The organism is Tabrizicola sp. BL-A-41-H6 (assembly GCF_050632395.1).
Classification (GTDB): Bacteria; Pseudomonadota; Alphaproteobacteria; order Rhodobacterales; family Rhodobacteraceae; genus JAUYQR01.
Genome location: NZ_CP192600.1, coordinates 3,406,325 through 3,423,705, shown reverse-complemented (window position 1 = coordinate 3,423,705; position 17,381 = coordinate 3,406,325). Strand labels below are relative to the sequence as shown.

Here is a 17,381-nt window from a genome sequence, read left to right as displayed (position 1 = left end):
AGAGGCAGTGATGACCGTGAACTTTCTTCGCCCCCTTGTTGGCGTGATGCTGGCGTCCGTGGCGCTGCAGGCCTGCACGCCGACGGTGCCTGATTCAGGCTCTGGGGTCGGATTTCAGGATTACAACTCCTATATCCGTGGGGCGCAGCCTTCGGCGGCCCCGGCGATGCCGGTCGTGGTGCCTCCGGTGGGCGGGGGGTTTGATCCCGCCGCCGCGGCCGCTGCGATTGATCGGGCCGAAGGCTTGCAGGCACCAGTGCCGACGGTTGCACCTGGCGGGATTCAGGGCGGCGTAATCGGTGCCGATGTTGGCCTGCCCGACAGCACGAATCGCCCCCGTGGCGGCGCACCCGCCGGGATCAAGGAAGAGTCCGGCGAGATGATCCACAACAACACCGGCATGTCCGACGAGCAGGATTTCGGTGCTGTGTCCAGCCGCGAAAGCATCGAAAGCGACAAGGAACGGATCGCTCGGAACCGGGCGGAATACGTCGTGGTGCAGCCGACAGAGCTGCCGCAACGTCCTGGCGATACCGGGCCGAACATCGTGGAATACGCGTTGGCGACCAAACACGCGCCAGGCGTGCAGCTGCATCAGCGGCGCAACGTGAATCGCGACCCGTCGTCGGCCTGCGCCAAGTTCACCTCGCCCGACATCGCGCAGCAGGAGTTCCTGAAAGCCGGGGGGCCGGAGCGTGACCGTCTGGGCGTCGACCCCGACGGCGACGGTTTTGCCTGCACCTGGGACCCGCGCCCTTTCCGCACCGCGCTGCAGTGAGCCTGACCCACCCCTCGCCCAACTTTGGCGAGCGGCGGGGCGGGCAGCGACCTGAACTGGTTGTCCTGCATTACACCGCCATGCCCGATTGCCAAGCCGCGCTCGAACGGCTGTGTGACCCCTTGGCCGAAGTGTCCGCGCATTACCTGATCGACCGGGACGGCACCGTCCTGAGCCTCGTAGACGAGGCTGAACGGGCCTGGCATGCGGGGGTAGGGGTGTGGGGAGGGCGGGATGACGTCAATTCCCGTTCGATCGGCGTCGAGCTGGTCAACCAGGGGGATGAACCCTTTGCCGCGCGGCAGATGTCGGCACTGGAGGCCCTGCTGGAGGGTGTTTTGGCGCGCTGGGCAATCCGGCCCGAGGCGGTGATCGGCCACAGCGACATGGCGCCCGGCCGCAAGGCCGACCCCGGTCCTAGGTTCGATTGGCGACGTCTTGCGCAGGCCGGTCTGTCGGTCTGGCCCGAGCCGGGCGACGACCAGGCCGATTTCGTCACATCTGCACGGACGTTCGGCTTTCCCGGCACGGACGAGGCGCTTTTGCTGTTGGCGTTCAGGCTGCGGTTCCGGCCTTGGGCCAAGGGCCCGATTGACGCCACCGACCGCGCACTGGCCGCTGATCTGGCGCGACGCTTTTCCGTTGACGGCGGGGCAGGGCAAGCATAATCCGGCGGCGCGCGGATGGCTGGATGACCGCGGGGCGCAAGTTCCGAGGAAAGTCCGGACTCCAGAAGGCAAGGGTGCCGGGTAATCCCCGGCGGGGGCAACCCCAGGGAAAGCGCCACAGAGAAGAGACTTCCCTTGTTCGCAAGGGTAAAGGTGAAACGGTGGGGTAAGAGCCCACCGCGGGACTGGCAACAGGACCGGCACGGCAAGCCCCACCCGGAGCAATGCCAAATAGGGGCCTCGCGGCAGTAGGTCCGGGCGCAAGCCAGGGATACCGCTTGCCAGGGACGCCATCGCCCGAGAGGCCCGGGTTGGCAGCTTGACCGCCGTGGTAACACGGTCGGCAGAGGAATGGTCATCCAGAGGGGGCAACCCCTTGGACAAAATCCGGCTTACAGGTCATCCGCGCATCTTTCCGACTTACCGGCCGAAACCAGACCGCGAAGGCAGCAAAACCGGTGCACCGGCTGGGCTGCCTCTAATGATTGCTGGGGCTTGGCGTTTGGCTGTTGACTCTGCCGCCCTCGTGGCTAAAAGGCGGGCTTCAAGCATTTCACCGGGGGCCGTTGGTCGCCGATGCAGGAGAAGCGACTATGGCAAAGCCAGCCACGATCAAGATCCGTCTGAACTCGACGGCGGGCACTGGGCACTTCTATGTGACCCAGAAGAATGCCCGTACCATGACCGAAAAGATGGTCGTGAAGAAGTACGATCCCGTCAAGCGGGAGCACGTCGAATACAAGGAAGGCAAGATCAAGTAAGATCGGCCGAATTCTTCAGGTTTCGAAGCCGCGCCCTTCCGGGCGCGGTTTTCTTTTGCGAGTGTCATTGCACCCGAGACCGAGCCGCGCGGCGCGTGTCGGCACGGGACTAGCAGCATTAGGCGCGGTCGCCGCAGGCAAGGTCGCATGCTTTCTTGTCGTCGCGCGACACCTTGATGGTCTGGCCGGTGCTGCTCGTGCCGATCGGGGCTGTGGGAAAACACAGCTCGGCGCAAGAAGTGCATATCTGTGCTCAGGCTGCACGGTCTTCGCTACTGGCATTGAGCGCGTCCGCCGCCGTTTCCCATGATTCAGCCGAAAACTGAATGGATGCCGAAAATGTTCCGAGCGTTCAGGCTGCGTCGTAACTGGTGAAAATCGAGGACGTGCCGTCGCGATTGATAAGCAGAACGTCATAAGCCTCGCGCTGTGCCTCGGGACCCATGCCGGGTGAGCCAAAGGGCATGCCGGGAACCGTCAGGCCTACAGCATCAGGCTTTTCGGCCAACAGGCGGCGAATGTCCGCAGCGGGCACATGACCTTCGACGACATACCCAGCAATGCTGCCGGTGTGACAAGACACCAGCGCATCAGGTACGCCCAGCTGCGTCTTGTAGGCGGCAAGGCCTTCAACGTCACGCTCCTCCACCGTGGTGGCAAAGCCGGCCGCAGTCAGGTGATCTACCCAGCCACGGCAGCAGTCGCAGCCGGGATCCTTGACCACGTGGATGGTGGGCGTCTCAGCCCGCAAAGGCATCGCCATCATCGCGGTGGCACTGGCCAGAAGCATCCGGCGTGAAAGGGTGGGTGGCATGGCTGACCCCAAGCAGACTCGATTGTCACGATACTAGCGCAGGCACGACCCCTCCGACAGATGACACGCGGTCACGCTTTCGGCAAAAGAAAACCCCGGCCAGAGGGTGTCTGGCCGGGGTTTCAAAGATGATGTCAGGAACGGATTATTCGCGGTTGCCCATGAACTGCAGCAGGAACATGAACAGGTTGATGAAGTTCATGTAGAGGTTCAGCGCACCCATGATAGCCGACTTGCCGAGCCATTCCTGATCCATCGCCTGCGCGTGCTCGATGTAGGTGTTCTTGATGTTCTGCGTGTCATAGGCGGTGAGGCCCGAGAAAATCAGAACGCCGATCACCGAGATCGCGAAAGCCAGCGCCGACGAGGCGAGGAAGATGTTGACGACCATCGCCACCAGAAGGCCGATCAGACCCATCATCAGGAAGGTGCCCATCCCGCTGAGGTTACGCTTGGTGGTGTAGCCATACAGCGACAGCCCCGCGAAGGCGATCGACGTGATCAGGAAGGTCTGCGCGATGGACACGCCGGTAAACACCTTGAAGATCCAGGCAAGCGACAGGCCCATGACCGCCGCGAAGGCGTAGAAGAACAGCTGCGCGGCCGCGGCCGACATGCGGTTGATCAGCGCGCCGAAGGCGAACACCATGGCCAGCGGGGCGAACATGATCACCCAGCCGAAAATCGTCATGCCGCCGTCCGCTGTACGCAGGAAGTTCAGCAGATCAGTGGTGCCGACAGACCATGCAACGCCTGCGGTAACCAGCATCGCCACGGACATCAGCCCGTAGACCTTGTTCATATGGGCGCGAAGCCCTTCGTCGATCGCAGCGCGGGCTCCAACGCCAACGTTGCGGATCGTATCATATTGAGCCATGTGAAGCCTCCGATGTTGTCCCTAAGGGCAACGCCGGGGAACCGGCGTGACCACATGCGGCCAATATCGGAAGGCAAGCCTCGCATTTCAAGCGCTTCGCTTGCAGATTCCTGCAACAACTTTCCACTTACTTGAACCAGTGTGATGGCGGGTCCCAGATTGGGCGCCCCGCCTCGGCTTCAGCGTCGTCGCGAGTAAGACCGACATCTTGCAAAAGGTGATCGTCCAGTTTCGCCAGATGCGCGCGCTGGCCCCGCACTTCAAGTGCGGCCCGGACTACAGCGAACAGCGATCGCCGCGTTGATTTGGGGTGGTGAGAGACGGTATGGGATGCGGATCGGTTCATGGTGTGTGATCCTTTTTGGGGTTTCAATCAATCCTGTTGAAAAATGACTCACTTTTTGACACAATGAAAACGAATGATTGTTGAGCCATTCATCACGGAGATTGATGATGCAGCGGACCCTCGACCTCAGCGCGCTGCGCAGCTTTGTTGCCGTTGCCGAGGCTGGCGGGGTGACGCGGGCAGCAGGATTGTTGAACCTGACCCAGTCTGCCGTCTCGATGCAGATCAAGCGGCTGGAAGAGGCACTTGATCTGACGCTGTTCATCCGGGCCGCGCGGCGGATGGCGCTTTCGCCGGAGGGGGAGCAGCTATTGTCCTACGCCCGGCGGATGCTGGCGTTGAATGACGAGGCGTTGGCGCGGATGACATGCGGGTCGTTCGAGGGTGAGATCCGGCTGGGCGTGCCACACGACATTGTCTACCCGGCCATTCCCGGCATCCTGAAACGCCTGGCGGCGCAATTCCCGCGCGTTCGGATCAATCTGGTGTCGTCCTTCACGCTCTTGATGAAGGACAATTTCGCGCGCGGTAGCCTCGACGCGATCATCACCACCGAGGCACAGCCCGATGCGGGGGGCGAAATTCTGGCCTGGCGAAATCTTGTCTGGATCGGCGCTGAAGGTGGCACGGCTTGGCAGCGGCGACCGTTACGTCTGGGGTTCAAGGACACCTGCATCTTTCGGCCAAGCGTGCAGGCCGCGCTGGAAAAGGCTGGCCTCGCTTGGGAAATGGCGTTTGACGGCGAAAGCGAGCAGGCGATCGAAGCGACGGTGGCGGCTGACCTTGCGATTTCGGCCCGGCTTGGCGGCAACATGCCGGTTGGCACCACTGTCATCGAAACGCGGGGCGCGCTGCCTGATCTTGGGCGCTTGGCTGTTTGCCTTTATGCCGCGCCAACGCTGAGCGGGCCGCCGGCCGAGGCATTGCTGGCCGAACTGCGCCGCGCCTACATGAACGGTGCGCTGGCACTCGCGGCTGAATAGGCCTCAGGCCACATTGATGACGACCTTTCCTGTGGCGGTGCGGTTGCGCAACAGGTCCAACCCTTCAGCCAGAGCGTCGAACGGCAGAACGTGCGAGATGTGGGGCGCCAGCCCTCCGTTGGCATACCAGCACAAAAGCTGGCTCATGCTGTCCGCGACGAGGGTCGGGAAGGTCTTCTGGTAGCCGCCATACCAAAATCCGGTCACCGTAAGGTTCTTGACCAAGAGCACATTGGCCGGCACCTGCGGCACATGGCCCGAGGCAAAGCCGATCGCCAGCAGCCGCCCGTCTGGCTTGCAGGCGCTCAGGGCTTTGTCGAAGGCCGGTCCGCCGACCGTATCATAGACCACGTCGACGCCCCCCAGGCTGCGCAGCGTCTCCTTCAAGTCTGGCGCAGTTGCGTCGATAACCACATCGGCGCCCGCTGCCTTGGCCACGGCGAGCCGGTCTTTCCCCCGCGCACTGGCTATCACCCGCGCCCCCAGCCGCTTGCCGATTTCCACCGCCGTCAGGCCTACACCGCCGGCAGCCCCCGTGACCAGCAGCGTTTCACCCGGTTGCAAGCGGGCCTTGTGCGTCAAGGCAAGATGCGATGTGCCATAAGCGATCTGGAACCCCGCACCGACCGTCATCGGCATTGCGTCTGGCATGACCACCAAATGCGCGGCTGGTACGCACGCCATCTCAGCCAGACCTCCGGTGCGGCACACGCCGATGACGCGCGTGCCGGGCTGTGGCCCGTCTGTGCCCGGGCCAACGGCCTCCACCACGCCCGCAATCTCCATTCCGGGAATGTAGGGAAGGGCGGGCTTTTCCTGATAGCGACCGTCCAGCATCAAAAGGTCGGCAAAGTTTAGCCCTGCGGCGCTGACTCTGACCAAAACCTCGCCCGGCAGCGGCTGCGGATCGGGTATGCTGACAATGCGCGGGGCATCCGCGAGCGTCAAAACCTGCCAGGCGCGCATCCAGAACTCCGAATTTTCCATTGGCTAAGTGGAAAGTCGTAGACATATTTCCTACGAAGCAACAGTGAGACGCGTAAGAAACCATTGTACAATTGCATTTTGCGACGAAATGCTAAGATTTTTGCAAAATGCAGCGCACAATGAAATTCGCGTTAAAGGCGAATCGATGGGCTGCGAGGTAGGCTGGAAGTGTTAAGCAAAACAACCCCACCGTGTCTTATACAGATGTATAATCGGGCATATCCAAAAAGACAGGTTTTGGCACCTTGGCATTTTTTTCTGAACCGGCTCCGAAAATGCCAGACTTTGGCACGAAAATTGCTTGTAGTCTGGTGAGGGGACTAAATATGTATCGGAGTAAAGAATGAAGCACCCAGTTGATGCCCATGTTGGGAAACGTATCCGTCACCGTCGTTGGATGGTCGGCATGACTCAGCAGCAGCTCGCCGACAAGGTGGGAATTAAGTTCCAGCAGATCCAGAAGTACGAGACCGGAATGAACCGGGTCAGCGCATCGCGTCTTTGGGACGTTGCCGATGCTCTGGGCGTGTCGATCTCGTTCTTCTTCGAAGGCCTGAGCGAGGGTCAGGCGGCTGGAATGCTTGCCCAAGGCGACATGATGGCTGACAAGGAAGCGCTGGAACTGGTACGCTCGTACTACGCCATCCCGGAAGCTCAGCGTCGCCGCCTGTTCGATCTGGCGCGCGTGCTGTCCGAAGCGGCCTAGGAGGCCCCTCCCGCTTGACCTGATCTCTCCGAGCGTTTAGCGCCCGGGGGGAGGGCCGCGAGTGCCCCGAGGTCCGGTCAAGGCGGAGGGCAGGAATGCGGGTATCACAGGACGTTGCGGCACACCTGGTTGCCGCAGCACATGAATTGGCGGATGTGGCGCGTGTAGCAACTCTTGCCCATTTCCGTACGCCGAACCTTTTGGCGGAAAACAAGGAAAGTCAAAGGTTTGACCCGGTCACAGTTGCTGACCGGTTGTCCGAGCAGAAAATGCGCGCCGTACTGGCGGCACGCCGTCCCGACGACGGCATTCTTGGCGAGGAGTTTGGTCCTGTCGAGGGAACCTCGGGCCTGACCTGGGTGCTTGATCCGATCGACGGCACGCGCGGGTATCTTTCGGGAACGCCTACCTGGGGTGTGTTGATCTCGGTTCGGGATGCGACGGGTCCGCTTTATGGGCTTATCGACCAACCCTATATCGGAGAGCGGTTCGAGGGCGGCCTTGGCATCGCGCGCGTCGTTGGTCCGCAGGGCGAGATGGCCTTGCAATCCAGACCCGCGCGCCCCTTGTCCGAGGCAATCCTGTTCTCGACTTTCCCAGAAGTGGGCAGCGCGGATGAAGAGGCCGCGTTTCGCCGCGTCGCATCAAAGGCAAAGCTGGTCCGTTACGGCACCGATTGCTACGCCTACGCCCTGGTTGCCGCGGGTCAAATTGATCTTGTGATCGAGGCGGGCTTGCAGGCCTATGACGTGCAGGCGCCGATTGCGGTGATCGAAGCGGCCGGCGGCGTGATGACCGATTGGTCCGGCGCGCCGTGTCACAACGGCGGGCGGGTGCTGGCTGCGGCAAACCGGAGCATTCACGCCGAGGCCATTGCGCTTTTGAATAGTTAAGTCTGTTTCGTGCAAAAGTTGATTGTCGCTTGGGTTACGCTGGATAAATTGATCCCGCGCGCCCGAGTCCTTGCTCCCTTCTGTCGGCCCGCATGACCACAACCGAAGGGTGTGGAGGCGTGGATGAGCGAAATCCTGATCCGTCACGCGGATGTAGTCGTAACGATGAATCCCGGTCGGCAAGAACTGTCTGGTGCGGATGTTCTGGTGCGCGACGGTGTGATTGCTGCTGTGGGGAACGGGTTGGTGGCGCCGGCGGCGGAAGTTGTCGATGCGAGCGGCTGCGTTGTGACGCCCGGGTTGGTGAACACGCACCATCACCTTTACCAGACCCTGACACGGGCGGTGCCGGGCGGGCAGGACGCTTTGCTGTTTGGGTGGTTGAAGACACTCTATCCCATATGGGCCCGCTTTGGGCCGGAGGAGATTTTCGTGTCGGCCAAGGTGGGGCTGGCGGAACTGGCCTTGTCGGGCTGCACGCTGACGTCCGATCACCTCTATCTCTTTCCAAACGGCGCAAGGCTGGAGGATACGATCCACGCTGCGCGCGAGGTGGGGTTGCGGTTCCACCCGACGCGCGGCGCGATGAGCATTGGTGTAAGCGATGGCGGGCTGCCGCCGGACAGTCTGGTCGAGCGGGAGGCGGCGATCCTTGACGATATGGTGCGGATGGTCGACGGGTTTCACGATCCGGCCGAAGGCTCGATGTGCCGGGTCGGGCTGGCGCCCTGTTCGCCGTTTTCGGTAAGTCGTGACCTGATGCGTGAGTCTGCCCTACTTGCGCGCGATAAAGGCGTCATGCTGCACACTCATCTGGCCGAGAATGACGAGGACGTGGCCTATTCGCTGGCGCAGTTCGGCTGTCGGCCCGGGCAGTATGCCGAGGATCTGGGCTGGACTGGCGATGATGTATGGCACGCGCATTGTGTAAAGCTGGATGGTTCGGAAATTGGTCTATTTGCCCGGTCCGCGACGGGCGTTTCGCACTGCCCCTGTTCGAATTGTCGGCTTGGGTCTGGCGTTGCTCCGGTCCGTGCGATGCGGGACGCGGGGGTGAAGGTCGGGCTGGGTGTCGATGGATCGGCGTCGAACGACGCGGGCAATCTGATTGGCGAGGCACGGATGGCGATGTTGTTGCAGCGGGTGAGCCTTGGCGCGGATGCGATGGGTGCGCGGGAGGCGTTGGAGATTGCCACGCTGGGCGGCGCGCGGGTGCTGGGGCGCAGCGATGTGGGATCGCTGGAGGTGGGCAAGCGTGCCGATATCGCCGTTTGGGACATGCGGGGGGTGGAGGCCGCGGGGGCGTGGGATCCGGTGGCGGCCTTGATCCTGTGCGGGCCGACGCGGGTGCGGCACCTGTTTGTCGAGGGGCGGCAGGTGGTGCGGGACGGGCAGATGGTGACGATCGACCTGCCGCTCGTTCTGGAGCGGCAGCGGGCGTTGGCGGCGCGGCTGGCGGGGTAGTGGTGATCGGGTCGGGGATGCGCTAGAACGCGGCGCGATGGAGGGTTTGATGGACCACAATTTCGAGACGCAGCGGCGCGAGACCTATGACACTTTCAAGCAGTCCAAGGGGGTCAAGCTGCCGAAGGAGGCGGTGATCGACTATGCCTTCTTCATCGAGGAGCTGGATGCGAGCTGGCCTGCGTTGGAGCGGGCCTTGCGGCTGGAGGGGTTCAAGACCCGGCGGGGCAAGGATGGCGAGACGCTGATCGCCTCGATCGGACCCATTCCAGTGACGCCTGAGGATGTCTGGAACTATGAGCGGATCGCCACCTCGATCGCGTTGAAGCATGACTTCTACCCGGATGGGTGGGAACTGGCGGAATGATGTCCCACCGTGGGACATTTTCCAGGCCCTTGATAAGAAACGGATAATTTCTGAGATTTACGAATACTTAACGTTTGACCCTTGCACCCACACGGCGGCAATCGCCCGGTCGTCGCCCATCATGATGGTTGGGAAAACCGCCTGCCAAATATCTTCGGCGCGTGCTGTGGCCTGGGCGATGGCGGGGGTGGAGGCGAGGTCGATGATGGCGAGGTCGGCCTCCATCCCGACGGCGATGTTGCCGATCTGGTGATCGGCGTGCAGCGCGCGGGCGGAGCCTTGGGTAGCGAGCCACCAAAGCTGCGAGGGGTGCAAGGATTGGCCGCGCAGTTGGGCCACCTCGTATGCTGCGGCCATCGTCCGCAGCATGGAGAAGGACGAGCCACCGCCCGTATCGGTGGCGAGGCCGACGCGCAGGTGGCGAGCGAGGCCCATGTCGAAAAGGCCGGAACCGATGAAGGTGTTGGAGGTGGGGCAGTGGATCAGGCTGGCCCCGGCTTCGATCAGGCGGGATTTCTCGCGTTCCGTCAGGTGTATGGCGTGGCCGTAGAGCGCGCCTTCGCGGAGGAGGCCCTGCGCCTCGTACGTGTCGAGGTAATCGCGCGATTGGGGGAAGAGGTCCTTCACCCAGGCGATTTCGTCAAGCTGTTCAGAGAGATGCGTCTGCATCAGGCAATCGGGGTATTCGCGCCAGAGCGCACCAAGGGCTGCGAGTTGTTCGGGTGTGGAGGTTGGCGAAAAGCGCGGGGTGATGACGTAGGACAAACGGCCAACCCCGTGCCATTTCTGCAAAAGCGTCTTGCTGTCGTCGTAGGCGGATTGCGCGGTATCGGTCAGGCCCGCGGGGGCGTTCCTGTCCATGCAGGTCTTGCCCGCATAAAGCCGCATCCCGCGGGATTGCGCCGCCGTGAAGATCGCGTCGACGCTGGCCGGATGGATCGTCGCATAGGTGCAGACCGTGGTGGTGCCGCGTGCCAGCACGAGATCGAGGTAGCGATTGGCGATGGTGTCGGCATAGGCGCTATCGGCGAAGCGCATCTCTTCGGGGAAGGTGTAGGTGTTCAGCCAGTCGATCAGGCGCTTGCCCCATGACGCGATGATCGCGGTCTGCGGGTAGTGGACATGGGCATCGACAAAACCTGCCGAGATGAGGGCGCGGTCGTAATCATGAACCCGCGCCTGCGGGTGGCGGGCGCGAAGATCAGCGGCATCGCCTACCGCCGCGATGCGGCCCGCGTCGATCAGAACCGCGCCGTTCGCAAGGTGCCGGGCGGCATCGGCCTGCACGAAGGGGTCGCCCTGAAAGCTGACCACTTGCCCCAAGAGAAGATCGGCCATGCTGCGCCTCCGTTACGTTCTTGTGCACCCTATTGCCTTTGCATGGTTTGGTAAATTTGCCCGCCGCCCCTGTTTCCCAGAAACAGTTTTCGCTAAGGTCGCGGCAATCAGATGGAGGCGGCATGGCGGAGCAGCTGGAGGCGGAGGACGAGACGCTGGACCAGACCCGCATCGACGCGGTTCTGGCTGCTGTGGAGGCTGGGGACAGTGCCGCCATCGACGCGCTTCTGGAGCCGCTGCACGCTGCCGATATCGCCGACTTTCTGGAACAGATAGGGGCATCGGACCGGCGGGCGTTTCTGGCGCTGTGGTCGCACGAGATCGACGGCGAGATCCTGTCGGAAATCTCGGACGCGATCCGGGAAGAGGTAATCGAAAGCCTGCCGCCAGAAGTTCTGGCCGATGCGGTGCGCGACCTTGAGTCGGACGACGTGGTCGACATTCTGGAAGACTTGGACGAGCCGCAGCAAGAGCTGATCCTGGATGCGCTGGAGGATGCGGACCGGGTCGCCGTGGAACAGGCGATGGCTTATCCGGAGTATTCAGCGGGCCGCCTGATGCAGCGCGAGACGGTGGTGGCGCCCGAGCATTGGACGGTAGGCGAAGCGATTGATTTCCTGCGGAAATCCGAGCATCTGCCGGACCAGTTCTACCATGTGATTCTGGTTGATCCACGGATGAAGCCGGTGGGTTATGCAACGCTGGGGCGGATCTTGTCGGCGGCACGGTCGGTGAAGCTGGCTGATATCGTGGAGGAAAGTTTCCGCACCGTGGAGGCGACGGACCCGGAGGCCGACGTGGCCTATATCTTCAACCAGTACCACCTGATTTCCTGCCCGGTGGTGGATGCGGGCGGGCGGTTGGTGGGCGTGATCACCATCGACGACGCGATGAATGTGCTGGACGAGGAGCACGAGGAAGACATGCTGCGTCTGGCGGGCGTGGGCGACGATGCCGACGTCAGCGACGGAGCCTTTGCGACGATGAAGCAGCGGTTGCCGTGGCTGGTGGTGAACCTGTTCACGGCGTCGTTGTCGGCGATCGTGATCAGTCAGTTTCAGGCGACGCTGTCGACGCTGGTGATACTGGCGGCGCTGATGCCGATTGTCGCGTCAACCGGGGGGATCGCAGGGACGCAATCGCTGGCGGTGGCGGTGCGGGCGCTGGCGACGCGCGACCTGACGCGGGCGAACGCGGGCCGGGTGGTCAGGCGCGAGTTGGGCGCGGGGGTGCTGAACGGGCTGGGGCTGGCGGTCATTCTGGGGATCGCGGGGGTGCTGATCTTTGGCGACTGGCATTTGGGGATGGTGTTGGGGCTGGCGATGATCGTGAACCAGATCGTGGCAGCCCTCGGCGGGGTGTTGGTGCCCTTGACGCTGGAACGGTTCGGGCTGGACCCGGCGCTGGCAAGCGGGACGTTTGTCACCACGCTGACGGACGTGATGGGGTTCTTTGCGTTTCTGGGGTTGGCGTCGGTGGTATTGATATGAGCGATATCAAGGCTTTGGCGCGCGAGGCGGCGTTTGCCGTGCGCAAGGCGGCGTTTGCGGCGGGGCAGGGGCAGGCGGCGGAAATCCTTGCGGATTACCTTGCCGATCAGGCGGGGCGGGTGCTGTCGGGTTACATGCCGATGCGGACCGAGATTGATCCCTTGCCCGCGATGGCGGCGCATCAGGGGCCGGTCGGTGTGCCGGTGATCGTGGGCAAGGGCATGGCGCTCAGGTTTCGGGAATGGTCGCCAGGGGCGAAGATGGTCGAGGGCAGCTTCAAGGCGCTGATCCCGGAAGAGGGCGCGTGGCTGGAGCCGCAGGTGCTGATCGTGCCCTTGTTGTCGTTCGACGCGCGGGGCTACCGCTTGGGCTATGGCGGCGGGTTTTATGACCGGACGCTGGAAGGGTTGCGCGCGAAGGGGCCGGTGTTGGCGGTGGGATTTGCCTTTGCGGCGCAGGAGGTGGCAGAGGTGCCGACCGAGCCCACCGACCAGCGGCTGGACGCGGTGGTGACGGAAACCGGCGTCAGGCTGTTCGCCTGAGGCTTAGCGGGCGATGGTTTCCTGACGCACGAACATGTTGTCCCAGGCGCGGTCGATCAGGTCGGGGGTCATGCGGTAGGGCAGGTTCTCGAACTCGCACACGGCGATCATCTGGTCGATGAGGTAGACCGGCATGTAGTTGGCGTAGTTGTTGTTGATGGTCGGGAACTTGACCTTCATCAGATACATCAGCGCAGCTTCATCCAGCGGCATCTTCTTTTTCCGCGCGACCATCGCGAAGATCTTCAGGAAGTTTTCCTGGCTTGGGCCGTCGATCTTGATCTTGAAGAAGATCCGGCGAAGGGCGGCGCCGTCGAAGATTTCGTTCGGGTGGAAGTTGGTGGAGAAGATCACCAGCGTGTCGAACGGCACGGTGAATTTCTCGCCCGACTGCAGGGCGAGGATGTCGCGGCTTTCTTCCAGCGGCACGATCCAGCGGTTGACGATCTTTTGCGGCGGTTCGGCCTGACGGCCAAGGTCGTCGATGATGAAGATGCCGCCGGTGGCCTTGAGCTGCAAAGGCGCCTGATAGGTGCGGGCGGTGGGGTTGTAGGTGAGGTCGAGCATGTCGAGGCTGAGTTCACCGCCGGTGATCACCGAGGGGCGTTCGCAGTAGACATAGCGGTTGTCGAAGCGGTTCGAGGTGCGGCGCAGGGAGTTCGGGTCGTCGACCGCAGATTCGGCGGCGGAGTGCACGATGGGGTCGTAGACCGAGATGATCTGGCCGGAGTATTCGATTGCGCGGGGCACATAGACCTTGTCGCCAAGGGCCGCGCGGATGCCGTGCGAGATGGACGATTTGCCGTTGCCGGGCGGGCCATACATCAGGATCGAGCGGCCGGAGGTCACGGCCGGGCCGAGGTTGTCGATCAGGTCGGGCGGCAGGATCAGGTGGCCCATGCCGGACATCAGCTGGGTCTTGTCGAGACGGATGTTGCGCACCGACTGGCGCTGGATCTGCACCTTGTAGTGTTCCAGCGGGATCGGCATCGCGCCGTAGTATTCCGATTGGCTGAGCGCATCCAGCGCGCGGGCCTTGCCGCCGTCGGTGAGCTGATAGCCCATTTCGTTGCCGGAGTTGGCGTGCAGGGTGCCGGTCGCCTCGATCAGCTTCTGGCCGCGGGCGCTGTCGACCAGTTCCTGGGTCAGGGGAACCGGCAGACAGATTGCCTTCGAGATCGCGGAGACAAGGTCGAGGTTGGTGCGGAACATCGTTTTCAGAAGGATGTCACGCATCATCACGGTGGTCAGGCCAACGTCTGCCAGCGCCCGAGGCGATGCCGGCGGCTGCACGTTGGAGGCGAGCGTGCCGTCAGACACCGGAGTTGGCGCAACATTCATCGTTATGACCCCGCTTTAACCGCAGACTGGCTGCCTTACGGAAACAATGCTACCGCGCGGTTATGTCAGACTTGCGGCCAGATTTGGGCAAGGAGATAGAAAACGAGGATGCCCGACATCGCAAATCCAAGCGGGAAATAGCGGCGCTGTGTCCAGCTTTCCCAATCCGGCGTCAGGCGGCGGATGGCCGGAATGGCGCGCATGATGCGGTGGGTGACAAGCGCGCCGATCAGGCAGCCCGCCACCAGCAGCATCACAAGGCCGTAGTCCGCCCCGGTGAAGATACCGGCCATCGCGGCGGCATACTTCGCGTCGCCCGCGCCGAACGTGCCGGTGACATAAGCGAGGTAGCCGATCACCAGCACGATCGCCATCAGCGCAAAGCCCCAGAGCCAGGCGTCGAACGGCACCAGATACCAGCCGATGAGGGGCCAGACCGCCGCCAAGGCCAGCACGGCCTTGTTCGGGATCTTCATGCGTTTCAGATCGCTCATCGCGGCCCAGATCGCGATGGGCAGGGTGATGACCAGAAGGATCAGCGCCGACGTTGAACTCAGCATCACTGGGTCACGTTCGCATCGAGGGCGGCGAGGCTGCGGGCCGCGGCCTCGAAGTAGCGCGGGTGGGTTTCAACCGCTTGGGCGAGAAGGCCTTTGCCGACGGCGACGTCGCCCTGCTTGATGGCCGCAAGGCCCATTGTGTAAAGCAGTTCGGCGCGTTCGGTCTGGGTCATGTTGACCACCGGCAGGTCATACTTGCGCTGTGCCGAGCGGGCCAGAACGAGGTTGTTCTTGGCGGTGAACATGGACGGATCGTAGGTCAGCGCCTCGGTGAACAGCTTTTCGGCACCGCCGTTGTCGCCGCGGGTCAGCTTGGAAAAGCCCCAGTTGTTCAACACGCCAGCCGGTTTCGTGGTCAGCCCGGAGGCGATTTCGTAGAAGCTGTCGGCTTTTTTTCCAGTTCTTTTCGCTGTCGGCGACCATCGCTTCCAGACGGTAGCGATCAAAGGTTTCGTGGGTGGGCGGGATCTGGTTCAGTTCCGCCTTGGCCTTGTCCCACTGGTTCGAGCGGATCAGCGCATCGGCCAGCATGACGCGGTCTTCCGGCCCGCCTTCGGGGCTGGCCGCGACCATCGTCCAGATCTGCGCCGCTTCGGTCGGCTTTTGCGCCCGGACAAGGGATTTCGCGAGGCCGCGCTTCAGATCGACCCGGTCGGGTTCCTTCTGCACGGCACCCTGAAAATAGGCGACCGCTTCGGCCGGATCGGCCACGGTCAGCATCACGTCATTCAGGTTGGTTTCGTCGATGACGTTTACGTCCTTGATCGCGCGTTCAACTTGCGCGTCGGACAAGCCCTTCTCGCAACCAGCGAGAGCCACCGTGCCGCCAAGGCACAGTGCAACTAGAACAGGGTGGCGCATGTTTGCGTCCTTTTTTGACTGCTCGGAGCCCTTTCCTCAGAGCTGCGTGAGTAGGACGTATCTGCCCTTTTCGCGCCGCACGAGACGGAACTCTCCCGTTTCCTCAGGGATATCATACACGGCGGCATCGGTTCGCGCGATAGCGAGCTTCAGATTTTCGCGGATCGAGTCTGTTTGGCCACTATCCAGCGCAAAAGCCTGCTGGAACACGACCTTGGCTTCGCTGGTCTTGCCGCGTTCCATCAGGACGACACCAAGGTTGTTCATCGCGGGAACGAAGGTCGGGTCCATTTCCAGCGCGCGGCGAAGGATGCTTTCGGCCTGGCCCAAGCGGCCAAGCGCGAGGTTGGCCGACCCGATCGAGGACAGGACTTCGGCGTCGATGCCGGTTTCGCCGGCGGCGCGCAGGTAGGCCTTGAGCGCCAGTTCGGGTTCGTTCGCGGCCATCAGGCGGTGGCCGACGGTCAGGCCATCGACCGCCGTGCCACTGGCATCGACGCCGTAGGGGGTGTTGCGGCTGACGTTGCCTGCGTCTTGGCAAGCAGCGAGGCCGAGGCAGAGGAGAAGTAGGATCGTGGTCTTGCCGCGCACTTTGGTTCCCTGTCGACCGCCTTTTAGCCTCCTCCGGCGTTCATCTGTCCCAGCATCGTGGCGATGCCATAAACCGAAGGGCCGATCAGGATGATCAGCAGAGGCGGCACGGTGAACAGCATTGTGCCGAGCGTGAGCTTGGTCGGCAACATGTTTGCCTTCTCTTCGGCGCGCATGATTCTTTTGTCGCGCATGTCGGCAGAATAGACACGCAACGCATCGGCGACCGAGGTGCCGAAGGTGGCCGATTGCACGAGGGTGGTGACGAAGGAGGCGACATCGGGCACGCCGACACGTTCCGACATGTCCTTCAGAACCTGGATGCGTTCCTTGCCGGCCTTCACTTCCTGGCTGATCATGTCGAATTCGTCGGCGAGTGCGGGATAGCCGGCGCGGCTTTCCTTGCCGACGCGGATGATCGACTGGTCAAGCGACTGGCCGGCCTCGACGCAGACCAGCATCAGGTCAAGCGCATCGGGGAAGCCTTCGATGATCTGGGTGCGGCGCTGTTCGAGGCGTTTGTTGACCCAGTAGATCGGGATGTAATAGCCGATACAGCCCGGCAGCAGGGTGTAGACGATCAGCATCTGGGTGTCGACTTCGCCTTGCGACGACTTCAGGAGCGCGTAGATGAGGCCGAGCGCGAGGAAGGTGATACCGAGGATAAACTGGGTCGCGTGATACATGCGAACCGAGTTCTTGGCCGAGTAGCCAGCGCGCAAAAGGCGCAGTTTGGCGGCCGACAGTTCTTCCTGTTTCTGAGGTTCCAGATACTGGGCGAAGCGTTCAAGCTTGTCGGTCTTTTCCTGACGGCGCAGGGTTTTCTGGTTGGCCTTGGCGCCGGCGTTCGGCACCGAGTCCTTCAGTTCCGCATACCGGTCGCGCTGCTTTTTCAACATCGTCGGCAGGGCGATCAGGATCAGCAGGAAGCCCAGCATCCCGATCGCGATCAGGGGCCCCAGCGGGCCGAGCATATCGGTCAACATCGTGTTGATGGCAGAGAAGGGGTTCATT

Annotated in this window: 19 protein-coding genes, 1 other RNA gene and 1 pseudogene; 11 read left to right on the top strand and 10 right to left on the bottom strand. The window is 62.6% G+C overall.

The features are described 5' to 3' along the window. The first annotated feature begins 10 nt into the window (after positions 1-10). The 4 genes from ACROUL_RS16825 to rpmG all read left to right on the top strand — a co-directional run bounded on the left by ACROUL_RS16825 (position 11) and on the right by rpmG (position 2,207). Positions 11-778: a hypothetical protein gene (locus tag ACROUL_RS16825; protein ID WP_431300596.1), complete on the top strand. Its 768-nt coding sequence runs from the start codon at positions 11-13 to the stop codon at positions 776-778. Positions 779-834: 56 nt separating this feature from the next. Beyond that, positions 835-1,446, top strand: a complete 612-nt coding sequence (locus ACROUL_RS16820; protein WP_431301330.1) for an N-acetylmuramoyl-L-alanine amidase — start codon at positions 835-837, stop codon at positions 1,444-1,446. Between the two features lie 11 nt (positions 1,447-1,457). Then, positions 1,458-1,857, top strand: an RNA gene (gene rnpB, locus ACROUL_RS16815) — RNase P RNA component class A. Positions 1,858-2,039: 182 nt separating this feature from the next. Next, on the top strand, positions 2,040-2,207 hold the full coding sequence (gene rpmG / locus ACROUL_RS16810) for a 50S ribosomal protein L33 (RefSeq protein ID WP_305568414.1): 168 nt from the start codon (positions 2,040-2,042) through the stop codon (positions 2,205-2,207). A gap of 352 nt (positions 2,208-2,559) precedes the next feature. On the opposite strand, the gene ACROUL_RS16805 is transcribed toward rpmG, so the two are convergent. The 3 genes from ACROUL_RS16805 to ACROUL_RS16795 form a co-directional block, all read right to left on the bottom strand. Continuing rightward, a complete protein-coding gene (locus ACROUL_RS16805; protein WP_431300595.1) occupies positions 2,560-3,021 on the bottom strand; it encodes a DUF411 domain-containing protein in 462 nt (153 codons plus the stop codon). A gap of 145 nt (positions 3,022-3,166) precedes the next feature. Then, complete coding sequence (locus ACROUL_RS16800; protein WP_431300594.1) at positions 3,167-3,898, bottom strand: Bax inhibitor-1/YccA family protein; 732 nt, start codon at positions 3,896-3,898, stop codon at positions 3,167-3,169. A 127-nt stretch (positions 3,899-4,025) separates the two neighbouring features. Further along, a complete protein-coding gene (locus tag ACROUL_RS16795) occupies positions 4,026-4,244 on the bottom strand; it encodes a DUF1127 domain-containing protein (RefSeq protein ID WP_431300593.1) in 219 nt (72 codons plus the stop codon). A gap of 107 nt (positions 4,245-4,351) precedes the next feature. Between ACROUL_RS16795 and ACROUL_RS16790 the strand changes: the two genes are divergently transcribed. Beyond that, positions 4,352-5,227, top strand: a complete 876-nt coding sequence (locus tag ACROUL_RS16790; protein ID WP_431300592.1) for a LysR family transcriptional regulator — start codon at positions 4,352-4,354, stop codon at positions 5,225-5,227. 3 nt (positions 5,228-5,230) lie between these two features. On the opposite strand, the gene ACROUL_RS16785 is transcribed toward ACROUL_RS16790, so the two are convergent. After that, on the bottom strand, positions 5,231-6,193 hold the full coding sequence (locus ACROUL_RS16785; protein ID WP_431300591.1) for an NADPH:quinone oxidoreductase family protein: 963 nt from the start codon (positions 6,191-6,193) through the stop codon (positions 5,231-5,233). A 364-nt stretch (positions 6,194-6,557) separates the two neighbouring features. Here ACROUL_RS16785 and ACROUL_RS16780 point away from each other — a divergent pair, with 364 nt between their 5' ends. The 4 genes from ACROUL_RS16780 (at position 6,558) to ACROUL_RS16765 (ending at position 9,644) form a co-directional block, all read left to right on the top strand. Then, positions 6,558-6,920 carry a helix-turn-helix domain-containing protein gene (locus ACROUL_RS16780; RefSeq protein ID WP_305568408.1) on the top strand — a complete coding sequence of 121 codons (363 nt, stop codon included), beginning with the start codon at positions 6,558-6,560 and terminating at the stop codon, positions 6,918-6,920. A gap of 95 nt (positions 6,921-7,015) precedes the next feature. Beyond that, the gene (locus ACROUL_RS16775) at positions 7,016-7,813 is read left to right on the top strand and encodes an inositol monophosphatase family protein (RefSeq protein ID WP_431300590.1); all 798 of its coding nucleotides are present in this window, start codon (positions 7,016-7,018) and stop codon (positions 7,811-7,813) included. Positions 7,814-7,936: 123 nt separating this feature from the next. Beyond that, on the top strand, positions 7,937-9,277 hold the full coding sequence (locus tag ACROUL_RS16770) for an 8-oxoguanine deaminase (protein WP_431300589.1): 1,341 nt from the start codon (positions 7,937-7,939) through the stop codon (positions 9,275-9,277). 49 nt (positions 9,278-9,326) lie between these two features. Continuing rightward, positions 9,327-9,644: a hypothetical protein gene (locus tag ACROUL_RS16765; protein ID WP_431300588.1), complete on the top strand. Its 318-nt coding sequence runs from the start codon at positions 9,327-9,329 to the stop codon at positions 9,642-9,644. A gap of 57 nt (positions 9,645-9,701) precedes the next feature. Here the strand turns inward: ACROUL_RS16765 and guaD are convergent, their stop codons facing one another. Continuing rightward, complete coding sequence (gene guaD / locus ACROUL_RS16760) at positions 9,702-10,982, bottom strand: guanine deaminase (RefSeq protein WP_431300587.1); 1,281 nt, start codon at positions 10,980-10,982, stop codon at positions 9,702-9,704. A 122-nt stretch (positions 10,983-11,104) separates the two neighbouring features. On the opposite strand from guaD, the gene mgtE reads away from it, so the two are divergent. Both mgtE and ACROUL_RS16750 read left to right on the top strand, forming a co-directional pair. Continuing rightward, positions 11,105-12,472, top strand: a complete 1,368-nt coding sequence (gene mgtE / locus ACROUL_RS16755; RefSeq protein WP_431300586.1) for a magnesium transporter — start codon at positions 11,105-11,107, stop codon at positions 12,470-12,472. Beyond that, positions 12,469-13,014, top strand: a complete 546-nt coding sequence (locus ACROUL_RS16750; RefSeq protein ID WP_431300585.1) for a 5-formyltetrahydrofolate cyclo-ligase — start codon at positions 12,469-12,471, stop codon at positions 13,012-13,014. Before mgtE ends, ACROUL_RS16750 begins: the two co-directional genes overlap by 4 nt. 3 nt (positions 13,015-13,017) lie before the next feature. Here the strand turns inward: ACROUL_RS16750 and ACROUL_RS16745 are convergent, their stop codons facing one another. The 5 genes and pseudogenes from ACROUL_RS16745 to ACROUL_RS16725 all read right to left on the bottom strand — a co-directional run bounded on the left by ACROUL_RS16745 (position 13,018) and on the right by ACROUL_RS16725 (position 17,380). Then, positions 13,018-14,355 (bottom strand): ATPase, encoded by a 1,338-nt coding sequence (locus ACROUL_RS16745; RefSeq protein ID WP_431300584.1) that lies wholly within the window; start codon positions 14,353-14,355, stop codon positions 13,018-13,020. Positions 14,356-14,420: 65 nt separating this feature from the next. Beyond that, the gene (locus tag ACROUL_RS16740; protein WP_431300583.1) at positions 14,421-14,915 is read right to left on the bottom strand and encodes an A24 family peptidase; all 495 of its coding nucleotides are present in this window, start codon (positions 14,913-14,915) and stop codon (positions 14,421-14,423) included. Next, positions 14,915-15,776: pseudogene (locus ACROUL_RS16735) on the bottom strand (tetratricopeptide repeat protein). Before ACROUL_RS16735 ends, ACROUL_RS16740 begins: the two are co-directional and overlap by 1 nt. A 36-nt stretch (positions 15,777-15,812) precedes the next feature. Further along, complete coding sequence (locus ACROUL_RS16730; RefSeq protein ID WP_431300582.1) at positions 15,813-16,367, bottom strand: tetratricopeptide repeat protein; 555 nt, start codon at positions 16,365-16,367, stop codon at positions 15,813-15,815. A gap of 23 nt (positions 16,368-16,390) precedes the next feature. Beyond that, entirely contained in the window at positions 16,391-17,380 is a 990-nt protein-coding gene (locus ACROUL_RS16725) for a type II secretion system F family protein (RefSeq protein WP_431300581.1), read from the bottom strand. Between the last annotated feature and the right edge of the window lies 1 nt (position 17,381).

Excerpts from the sequence above, each read along its gene's own strand:
- ACROUL_RS16725 (WP_431300581.1), bottom strand. The coding sequence starts at position 17,380 with ATGAACCCCTTCTCTGCCATCAACACGATGTTGACCGATATGCTCGGC.
- ACROUL_RS16740 (WP_431300583.1), bottom strand. The coding sequence starts at position 14,915 with ATGCTGAGTTCAACGTCGGCGCTGATCCTTCTGGTCATCACCCTGCCC.
- rpmG (WP_305568414.1), top strand. The coding sequence starts at position 2,040 with ATGGCAAAGCCAGCCACGATCAAGATCCGTCTGAACTCGACGGCGGGC.
- ACROUL_RS16765 (WP_431300588.1), top strand. The coding sequence starts at position 9,327 with ATGGACCACAATTTCGAGACGCAGCGGCGCGAGACCTATGACACTTTC.
- ACROUL_RS16750 (WP_431300585.1), top strand. The coding sequence starts at position 12,469 with ATGAGCGATATCAAGGCTTTGGCGCGCGAGGCGGCGTTTGCCGTGCGC.
- ACROUL_RS16780 (WP_305568408.1), top strand. The coding sequence starts at position 6,558 with ATGAAGCACCCAGTTGATGCCCATGTTGGGAAACGTATCCGTCACCGT.
- guaD (WP_431300587.1), bottom strand. The coding sequence starts at position 10,982 with ATGGCCGATCTTCTCTTGGGGCAAGTGGTCAGCTTTCAGGGCGACCCC.
- ACROUL_RS16825 (WP_431300596.1), top strand. The coding sequence starts at position 11 with ATGACCGTGAACTTTCTTCGCCCCCTTGTTGGCGTGATGCTGGCGTCC.
- ACROUL_RS16790 (WP_431300592.1), top strand. The coding sequence starts at position 4,352 with ATGCAGCGGACCCTCGACCTCAGCGCGCTGCGCAGCTTTGTTGCCGTT.
- ACROUL_RS16775 (WP_431300590.1), top strand. The coding sequence starts at position 7,016 with ATGCGGGTATCACAGGACGTTGCGGCACACCTGGTTGCCGCAGCACAT.
- ACROUL_RS16805 (WP_431300595.1), bottom strand. The coding sequence starts at position 3,021 with ATGCCACCCACCCTTTCACGCCGGATGCTTCTGGCCAGTGCCACCGCG.
- ACROUL_RS16770 (WP_431300589.1), top strand. The coding sequence starts at position 7,937 with ATGAGCGAAATCCTGATCCGTCACGCGGATGTAGTCGTAACGATGAAT.
- mgtE (WP_431300586.1), top strand. The coding sequence starts at position 11,105 with ATGGCGGAGCAGCTGGAGGCGGAGGACGAGACGCTGGACCAGACCCGC.
- ACROUL_RS16795 (WP_431300593.1), bottom strand. The coding sequence starts at position 4,244 with ATGAACCGATCCGCATCCCATACCGTCTCTCACCACCCCAAATCAACG.
- ACROUL_RS16745 (WP_431300584.1), bottom strand. The coding sequence starts at position 14,355 with ATGAATGTTGCGCCAACTCCGGTGTCTGACGGCACGCTCGCCTCCAAC.
- ACROUL_RS16800 (WP_431300594.1), bottom strand. The coding sequence starts at position 3,898 with ATGGCTCAATATGATACGATCCGCAACGTTGGCGTTGGAGCCCGCGCT.
- ACROUL_RS16785 (WP_431300591.1), bottom strand. The coding sequence starts at position 6,193 with ATGCGCGCCTGGCAGGTTTTGACGCTCGCGGATGCCCCGCGCATTGTC.